The organism is Streptomyces sp. NPDC127190 (genome assembly GCF_042672505.1).
Lineage (GTDB): Bacteria > Actinomycetota > Actinomycetes > Streptomycetales > Streptomycetaceae > Streptomyces.
In genome coordinates this window covers 522,403-529,609 of record NZ_JBHXVE010000002.1, presented here as the reverse complement: position 1 = coordinate 529,609, position 7,207 = coordinate 522,403, and the positions used below count along the sequence as shown (strand labels likewise).

Genomic DNA, 7,207 nt, shown 5'->3' with positions numbered 1-7,207 from the left:
GGGGCCCCCCCGCGGCGCGGTGCGGATGATGGCGGCGGCGGGGGGGGGGGCGCCCCGGGGGGGGGGGGGGGGGGCGGCCGCCCCCCGCGTCCCGCGTCAGAGGTTGGTCATGTCGACCGGGATACGGGGCTCGACGCCGTCCCGCAGGACCGTGGCCTCGATGAGGCCGTAGGGGCGGTCGGCGGCGAAGTAGACCTCGTTGTCGTTCTTGAGACCGAAGGGCTCGAGGTCGACGAGGAAGTGGTGCTTGTTCGGCAGCGAGAAGCGGACCTCGTCGATCTCGCCGCGGTTGTTGATGATGCGCGAGCCCATCTGGTACAGCGTCTGCTGGAGGGAGAGGGAGTAGGTCTCGGCGAAGGCGTGCAGCATGTGCTTCTTGACCTGCTCGTAGGACTTCTCCCAGTTGGGCATCTTCTGCTCGTCGTCGGTCCAGTTGAACCGCCACCGGGCCGAGACCGACGTGGCCAGGATGCGGTCGTAGGCCTCCTGGAGCGTCGTGTACTTGTCCTTGATGTAGCCCCAGAACTCGGAGTTGGTCGAGTTCATCACCGTCAGGTCCTTCAGACCGGAGATGACCTCGAACTGCTCACCGTCGTAGGTGATCTGGGTGACGCGGGTCTCCTGGCCCTTGCGCACGAAGGAGTGCTTGACCTCGTCCGCGCCGATGAACCGGGAGTTGGCGTCCGAGGTCTCGATCCGCTCCCAGGCGTACTCCTCGATGCGGATGCGCGCCCGGTGGATCACCTCCTGCGAGGTGACGAAGTGGCGGGCCAGGTGGATGCCGAACTGCTCGGCGGACTCGATGCCGTGTTCCTTGGCCTTGGCGAACACCGTGTTCTTGGTGGTGTCGGTGGGCAGGACGTGGGCGTTGGAGCCGGAGTAGTGGACGTCGTCCATGTCGCCGCTCAGGGCGACCGAGACGTTGAGGTCCTTGATGTGGTGGGTGGCGCCGTCCCGCGTGATCTTTACGACTCGGTTCTCGGCCTTGCCGTACTGGTTCTGTCCCAGAATGGTGGGCATTTAGCTAGCTCCCTCGGTAAACGGAGTAGCCGAACGGGTTGAGCAGCAGCGGTACGTGGTAGTGCTCGCCCGGTACCACGGCGAACGTGATCGCCACCTCCGGGAAGAACACAGCCGGTCCGCTGTCCCGAGTCGCGGGGGCGTCCTGCTGCGCATCGGCTTGCTTCTTCGCAGATTTCTCTTCGAAATACGACTCGACGGCGAAGTCGAGCCGTACGTGTGTGGTCCCTTCCGGCAGCGCCGGCAGGTCCTTGCACCGGCCGTCGGCGTCGGTCGCGGAGCCGCCGAGCGCCTGCCAGTCCGCCTCGGGGCCCGAGCGGGCGGAGAGCCGGACGGCGACGCCCTCGGCGGGGCGGCCCACGGAGGTGTCCAGGATGTGGGTGGACACGGAGGCGGTGGTGCTGGTGCTCATGGTGTCAGGCGTCCTCTTCGACGAGTCGGGCCAGGCGGATGCGGTTGATCTTGCCCAGCTCGGTGCGGACGATCTCCCGCTCCTGCTCCGGCGCGTTGCCGATCCGCTCCTTCACCGCGTCCCGCATCTGCTCGCCGGTCCGGCCGGTGGCGCAGATGAGGAAGACATGGCCGAACTTCTCCTGGTAGGCCAGGTTCAGCTCGAGCATCTGGGCCTTCAGCTCCTCGCCGGCGCCGGCCATGCCGCTCTGTTCGCGGGCGGAGGTCGGGTCGCCGGGCTTGGGGCGGCCGATGGGCGGGTGCCCCGCCATCGCCTCCGCCAGGTCGGCCGCGGTCAGCTCGGCCATGGCGGCGTCGCTGGCGGCGTAGAGGGCGTCGGTGGTGGCGTAGGGGCGGCCGGCGAGCAGTCGCCGGACCCACGCGGTGGAGGCGCACGCCTCGTGGAGGGCGGCGTGCGCCGCCGGCTCCTCCAGGTCGTTGAACCGGGCCAGGCCCGGGGGCGTGGAAGTCGTCGTCACGGGAGCCTCCGTGGCCGGAAACGGCCGTCGTGCTTCAGCGGGCTGCCGATAGCTAACGCCCCCGGAAACGCCACGTCAACACTTTGTTGAAAATTCCGCGTAACAACCGGGCCCGTGCGTCACCGGGGGCGAGAACGCCCCCGAGGGGCCCGGGGAAGCGCGGGGCCGCCCCCGGTAAAGCGGCTACGCGCCCTTCTCCCGGTTGAGGTAGTTGTAGACCGTGAAGCGGCTCACCCCGAGCGCGCTCGCCACGGTCTCGACGCCGTGCCGTACCGCGAAGGCGCCCCGGGCCTCCAGCGTACGGACGATCTCCTGCTTGGCCCTGCGGTCCAGGTCGGCCAGCGGCCGGCCCCGCCTGCGCTCCATGGCGGCGAGGATGTGGTCGAGGGAGTCGGCGAGCTGGGGCAGGCGTACGGCGACGACGTCGACGCCCTCCCAGCCGAGGACGACATCCTCGGGGCCGGCCTCGTCGGGCGGGAGCATCTCTCCGCCCATCGCGTCGACCAGCGGTTTCACGGCCGCGATGAAGGGCTCGTCCGCGCTCATCTATCGCCCTCCCCGGCGTCGCCGCCCACCACGTTGACCTGGAGCGAGATCCGGGTGGCGCCGGCCTCCAGGCTCTTGCGCAACAACGCGTCCACGGCCGTCAGGACGCGGTCGGCGCCGCCCTCGGCCGTGTTGCCGAACGGGCCGACGTCGACGGCGTCCAGCCCGGCCGTCTCGATGACCTCGCGCGCCGCCAGGGCGTGCGCGGGGGCCTCGTCCAGGTCGAAGGGTTCGGTCGTGAACTCCACTCTCAATCGCACGCGCACAACCTAACGCGCGGCAGGGGTTTTCGGACCGCCCGGCGAGGACCGGTGCTGGGCGCCCCTTGACAAGCCCCGACACCCGACGGCAATCTTCCATTAAGCAGAAACGAACTTCCGTAATACGGAAACACGACCACGGAAGGGAGCGCGGCCCCCGATGGGATTCGCAGACCAGCGCTTCAACGTCAACCTGTCGATCCTCTTCACGGAACTCCCGCTCCTGGAGCGTCCCGCGGCCGCCGCCGCGGCGGGCTTCACCGCGGTCGAGCTGTGGTGGCCCTGGGTCGACTCCCCCACCCCCGAGCAGTCCGAGCTCGACGCCCTGAAGAAGGCGATCGAGGACGCGGGCGTCCGGCTCACGGGGCTCAACTTCTACGCCGGACAGCTGCCGGGCCCCGACCGCGGCGCCCTGTCGATCCCGGGCGAGGAGTCGGAGAAGTTCCGCGCCAACATCGACGTGGCGGCGGACTTCGCCCGGTCCCTCGGCTGCACGGCCCTCAACGCCCTCTACGGCAACCGCGTGGAGGGCGTCGACCCGGCCGAGCAGGACGCGCTCGCCCTGGAGAACCTCGTCCTCGCGGCCCGGGCCGCCGACCGGATCGGCGCGATCGTGCTGATCGAGGCGCTGAACCAGCCCGAGTCGCCGCTCTGCCCGCTGGTGTCGGCGCCGGCCGCGATCGAGGTCGTGGACAAGGTCAACGCGGCGACCGGCCTCGGGAACGCGAAGTTCCTGATGGACCTGTACCACCTGTCCATGAACGGCGAGGACCTCCCCTCGGTCATCGAGCGGTACGCGGCGAAGACCGGGCACGTCCAGATCGCCGACAACCCCGGCCGTGGCGCCCCCGGGACGGGTTCGCTTCCGCTGGAGGAGCTGCTCGACCAGCTGAGCAAGGCCGGTTACGACGGCTGGGTGGGCCTGGAGTACAAGCCGGGCGACCGCCCGAGCGCCGAGGCCTTCGAGTGGCTCCCCCGCGAGGCGCGCGCAGCGCGCTGAACCCCCTTACTTCGCAAGGCAGTTGAGAGAGGCACCCCCATCATGAGCAACAACCTCACGAATTCTTCCCGCCCGACCCGCCCGGCGATCGCCTGGATCGGCCTCGGCATCATGGGCTCCCCCATGTCCGAGAACCTGATCAAGGCGGGTTACCAGGTCACCGGCTTCACCCTGGAGCAGGACAAGCTGGAGCGCCTGGCCGCGGCCGGCGGCACCGCCGCCTCCTCCATCGCCGAGGCCGTGCGCGACGCCGACGTGGTGATCACCATGGTGCCCGCGTCCCCGCAGGTCGAGGCCATCTCCTACGGCCCCGAGGGCATCCTGGAGAACGCGAAGCAGGGTGCCCTGCTGATCGACATGTCCTCGATCACCCCGCAGACCTCCATGGACCTGGCGAAGGCCGCCAAGGACAAGGGCATCCGCGTCCTGGACGCGCCCGTCTCCGGCGGTGAGGCCGGCGCCGTCGAGGCCGTGCTGTCGATCATGGTCGGTGGCGAGCAGGCCGACTTCGAGGAGGCCGAGCCGATCTTCGAGGCCCTCGGCAAGACCATCGTGCTGTGCGGCCCGCACGGCTCCGGCCAGACCGTGAAGGCCGCCAACCAGCTGATCGTCGCCGTGAACATCCAGGCGTGCGCCGAGGCCGTGGTCTTCCTGGAGAAGTCGGGCGTGGACCTGAAGGCCGCCCTCGACGTCCTCAACGGCGGTCTGGCCGGCTCGACCGTGCTGACGCGGAAGAAGGACAACTTCCTCAACCGCGACTTCAAGCCGGGCTTCCGGATCGACCTGCACCACAAGGACATGGGCATCGTCACCGACGCCGCCCGCACCGTCGGCGCGGCCCTGCCGGTCGGCTCCGTGGTCGCCCAGCTGGTCGCCTCGCTGCGCGCCCAGGGCGACGGCGGGCTGGACCACTCGGCCCTGCTGCGGGCCGTGGAGCGCCTGTCCGGCGCGCAGGTCTGATCCGCCCCACCAGACTTCCGGGCCGCGGCGCCGCTGACACCTGTCCTGTCGCGCCCAGGCGGCGCCGCGGCCCGGAATCACATTCAACAAACTGTTGACGCTCAGATCGCCCCACTTCTAGGCTCCACAAAGCGGAAGAATGTTTCCGCTGCCACCCGCACGGAAGGTCCACGATGTCGAAGCGCGTGCTCACGACAGAGTCCGGCGCACCGGTCGCCGACAACCAGAACTCCGCCTCCGCCGGCGTAGGCGGCCCGCTCCTGATCCAGGACCAGCAGCTCCTGGAGAAGCTCGCGCGCTTCAACCGCGAGCGCATCCCGGAGCGCGTGGTGCACGCCCGTGGCTCCGGCGCGTACGGCCACTTCGAGGTGACCGACGACGTCACCGGGTTCACCCACGCCGACTTCCTGAGCGAGATCGGCAAGCGCACCGAGGTGTTCGTGCGCTTCTCGACGGTCGCCGACTCGCTCGGCGGTGCCGACGCCGTCCGTGACCCGCGCGGCTTCGCGGTGAAGTTCTACACCGAGGAGGGCAACTACGACCTCGTCGGCAACAACACCCCGGTGTTCTTCATCAAGGACCCGATCAAGTTCCCCGACTTCATCCACTCGCAGAAGCGCGACCCGTTCACCGGCCGTCAGGAGCCGGACAACGTCTGGGACTTCTGGGCGCACGCCCCCGAGGCCACGCACCAGATCACCTGGCTGATGGGCGACCGCGGCATCCCGGCGTCGTACCGGCACATGAACGGCTACGGCTCGCACACCTACCAGTGGACGAACGCGCAGGGCGAGGCCTTCTTCGTCAAGTACCACTTCAAGACCAACCAGGGCATCCGCAGCCTGAGCAGCGAGCAGGCCGCCGAGCTGGCGGGCACGGACCCCAACTCGCACCAGACGGACCTGCTCCAGGCCATCGAGCGCGGGGTGCACCCGTCCTGGACCCTGTACGTCCAGATCATGCCGGCGGACGAGGCGGCGGACTACCGCTTCAACCCGTTCGACCTGACCAAGGTGTGGCCGCACAAGGACTACCCGCTCCAGCGCGTGGGCCGCCTCGTCCTCGACCGCAACCCGGACAACGTCTTCGCCGAGGTCGAGCAGGCCGCGTTCGCCCCGAACAACTTCGTGCCGGGCATCGGCCCCTCGCCCGACAAGATGCTCCAGGGCCGGCTGTTCGCCTACGCGGACGCCCACCGCTACCGCCTCGGTGTCAACCACACCCTGCTGCCGGTCAACTCCCCGAAGGCGGTGCCGGGCGGCGCCGAAAACTACGGCCGCGACGGCTTCATGGCGCTGAACCCGCAGGGCCGCCACGCCAAGAACTACGAGCCGAACTCGTACGACGGCCCGGTGGAGACCGGCCGCCCGCTGTCCGCCCCGCTGGCGGTCTCGGGCCACACGGGCACCCACTCCGCGCCCCTGCACACCAAGGACGACGACTTCTACCAGGCGGGTGAGCTGTACCGCCTGATGTCCGCGGAGGAGAAGTCCCGTCTGATCGCCAACATCGCCGGCGGCCTGTCGCAGGTCTCCCGCGACGACGTGATCGAGAAGAACCTGGCCCACTTCCACGCCGCCGACCCCGAGTACGGCAAGCGCGTGGAGGAGGCGGTCCGCGCCCTGCGCGAGGACTGAGACCAGCGCCCCACAGGCAGCGTGCGGGATCTGACGGGAGGTCATGATCTCCGCACGCGGCCCGCGCGGCGCGCCGGACGGCCCGGATGAGGGGTGGCCGTACGGCGCGGAGCGCGGGCAGGGCGAGGACCGCGATGGCGTGCGAGCCAGTGCGGTGGTGAAGGAACCGGGTGCCCTTCTCGACCAGAGGGAAGGGAATCCCCGGCTCCGTCGCAGCCATCGCGGTCCCACCCAGGCCCCTTCCGGGCCCCAAGACCCCGTCCGGCGGCGCGAACGACCTGTCGCGCCCAGCCTCGCGCCGCCGGACGGCACCCACCCCGAACGCTCCCTACGCCGCTGCGATCCCGCAGGCGAGGGAGCGTTCGGCGTTTCCGCGCAGTTCCCTGCGGCCCCGCGGGCGGGTGGGCCGGCCGGGGTCCGCCGCCTCGGGGCCGTTCCTCGGAATGCGTATCGGTGGGGGGCGCCGCAGGCTGAAGGTATGGGTAATCCGATGCGGTATCCGCACATCGTGGTCCACTCGCCCGCCCTCGACGGGTCGCGGCGGGTCACCGAGGGGGATGTGGTGCTGGGGATCGCCTCGCATCTCGACGACGTCGTGGAGATCCTGCGGCTGGCCGATCTGGACCGGATCGAGGTCGAGGAGAGTGATCTCATCGAGTGGCAGGGCGGCGGGCCCGACGACTGGCCGGGGCTGTCGGAGCACGAGCTGTAGGGGATGCGTACACCCTGACGGCACACGCAGGAGGGGGGGGGGGGCGGGGGGGGGGGGGGGCGGGCGCGGGGGGGGGGGGGCGGGGGGAGGTAGCTGATGAGGGTGATGGTGCATCTGGGGGCGGCGGGGGGGGCGGGCGGGTG

At 70.2% G+C, this 7,207-nt stretch carries 9 protein-coding genes; 4 read left to right on the top strand and 5 right to left on the bottom strand.

All coding sequences use genetic code 11. From position 1 onward, the window contains the following. Positions 1-96: 96 nt before the first annotated feature. From pucL to ACFVIU_RS05555, 5 genes are all read right to left on the bottom strand, one after another. Positions 97-1,020 (bottom strand): factor-independent urate hydroxylase, encoded by a 924-nt coding sequence (gene pucL / locus ACFVIU_RS05575; protein ID WP_385840801.1) that lies wholly within the window; start codon positions 1,018-1,020, stop codon positions 97-99. Positions 1,021-1,024: 4 nt separating this feature from the next. Further along, a complete protein-coding gene (uraH, locus tag ACFVIU_RS05570) occupies positions 1,025-1,432 on the bottom strand; it encodes a hydroxyisourate hydrolase (RefSeq protein WP_385840800.1) in 408 nt (135 codons plus the stop codon). 4 nt (positions 1,433-1,436) lie between these two features. Beyond that, positions 1,437-1,949 carry a 2-oxo-4-hydroxy-4-carboxy-5-ureidoimidazoline decarboxylase gene (uraD, locus tag ACFVIU_RS05565; RefSeq protein ID WP_385840799.1) on the bottom strand — a complete coding sequence of 171 codons (513 nt, stop codon included), beginning with the start codon at positions 1,947-1,949 and terminating at the stop codon, positions 1,437-1,439. Between the two features lie 183 nt (positions 1,950-2,132). Further along, positions 2,133-2,495 carry a helix-turn-helix domain-containing protein gene (locus ACFVIU_RS05560; RefSeq protein ID WP_385840798.1) on the bottom strand — a complete coding sequence of 121 codons (363 nt, stop codon included), beginning with the start codon at positions 2,493-2,495 and terminating at the stop codon, positions 2,133-2,135. Further along, positions 2,492-2,755, bottom strand: coding sequence for a hypothetical protein (locus ACFVIU_RS05555; protein ID WP_385840797.1), 264 nt, complete (start codon positions 2,753-2,755; stop codon positions 2,492-2,494). Before ACFVIU_RS05555 ends, ACFVIU_RS05560 begins: the two co-directional genes overlap by 4 nt. A 160-nt stretch (positions 2,756-2,915) precedes the next feature. Between ACFVIU_RS05555 and ACFVIU_RS05550 the strand changes: the two genes are divergently transcribed. From ACFVIU_RS05550 to ACFVIU_RS05535, 4 genes are all read left to right on the top strand, one after another. Then, the gene (locus tag ACFVIU_RS05550; RefSeq protein ID WP_385840796.1) at positions 2,916-3,755 is read left to right on the top strand and encodes a TIM barrel protein; all 840 of its coding nucleotides are present in this window, start codon (positions 2,916-2,918) and stop codon (positions 3,753-3,755) included. Between the two features lie 42 nt (positions 3,756-3,797). After that, the gene (locus tag ACFVIU_RS05545; RefSeq protein ID WP_385840795.1) at positions 3,798-4,715 is read left to right on the top strand and encodes a 2-hydroxy-3-oxopropionate reductase; all 918 of its coding nucleotides are present in this window, start codon (positions 3,798-3,800) and stop codon (positions 4,713-4,715) included. A 173-nt stretch (positions 4,716-4,888) separates the two neighbouring features. Continuing rightward, positions 4,889-6,352 (top strand): catalase, encoded by a 1,464-nt coding sequence (locus tag ACFVIU_RS05540; RefSeq protein ID WP_385840794.1) that lies wholly within the window; start codon positions 4,889-4,891, stop codon positions 6,350-6,352. A gap of 478 nt (positions 6,353-6,830) precedes the next feature. Continuing rightward, a complete protein-coding gene (locus tag ACFVIU_RS05535; protein ID WP_385840792.1) occupies positions 6,831-7,064 on the top strand; it encodes a hypothetical protein in 234 nt (77 codons plus the stop codon). Positions 7,065-7,207: the final 143 nt, after the last annotated feature.

Excerpts from the sequence above, each read along its gene's own strand:
- ACFVIU_RS05560 (WP_385840798.1), bottom strand. The coding sequence starts at position 2,495 with ATGAGCGCGGACGAGCCCTTCATCGCGGCCGTGAAACCGCTGGTCGAC.
- uraH (WP_385840800.1), bottom strand. The coding sequence starts at position 1,432 with ATGAGCACCAGCACCACCGCCTCCGTGTCCACCCACATCCTGGACACC.
- ACFVIU_RS05545 (WP_385840795.1), top strand. The coding sequence starts at position 3,798 with ATGAGCAACAACCTCACGAATTCTTCCCGCCCGACCCGCCCGGCGATC.
- ACFVIU_RS05540 (WP_385840794.1), top strand. The coding sequence starts at position 4,889 with ATGTCGAAGCGCGTGCTCACGACAGAGTCCGGCGCACCGGTCGCCGAC.
- pucL (WP_385840801.1), bottom strand. The coding sequence starts at position 1,020 with ATGCCCACCATTCTGGGACAGAACCAGTACGGCAAGGCCGAGAACCGA.
- ACFVIU_RS05535 (WP_385840792.1), top strand. The coding sequence starts at position 6,831 with ATGGGTAATCCGATGCGGTATCCGCACATCGTGGTCCACTCGCCCGCC.
- ACFVIU_RS05550 (WP_385840796.1), top strand. The coding sequence starts at position 2,916 with ATGGGATTCGCAGACCAGCGCTTCAACGTCAACCTGTCGATCCTCTTC.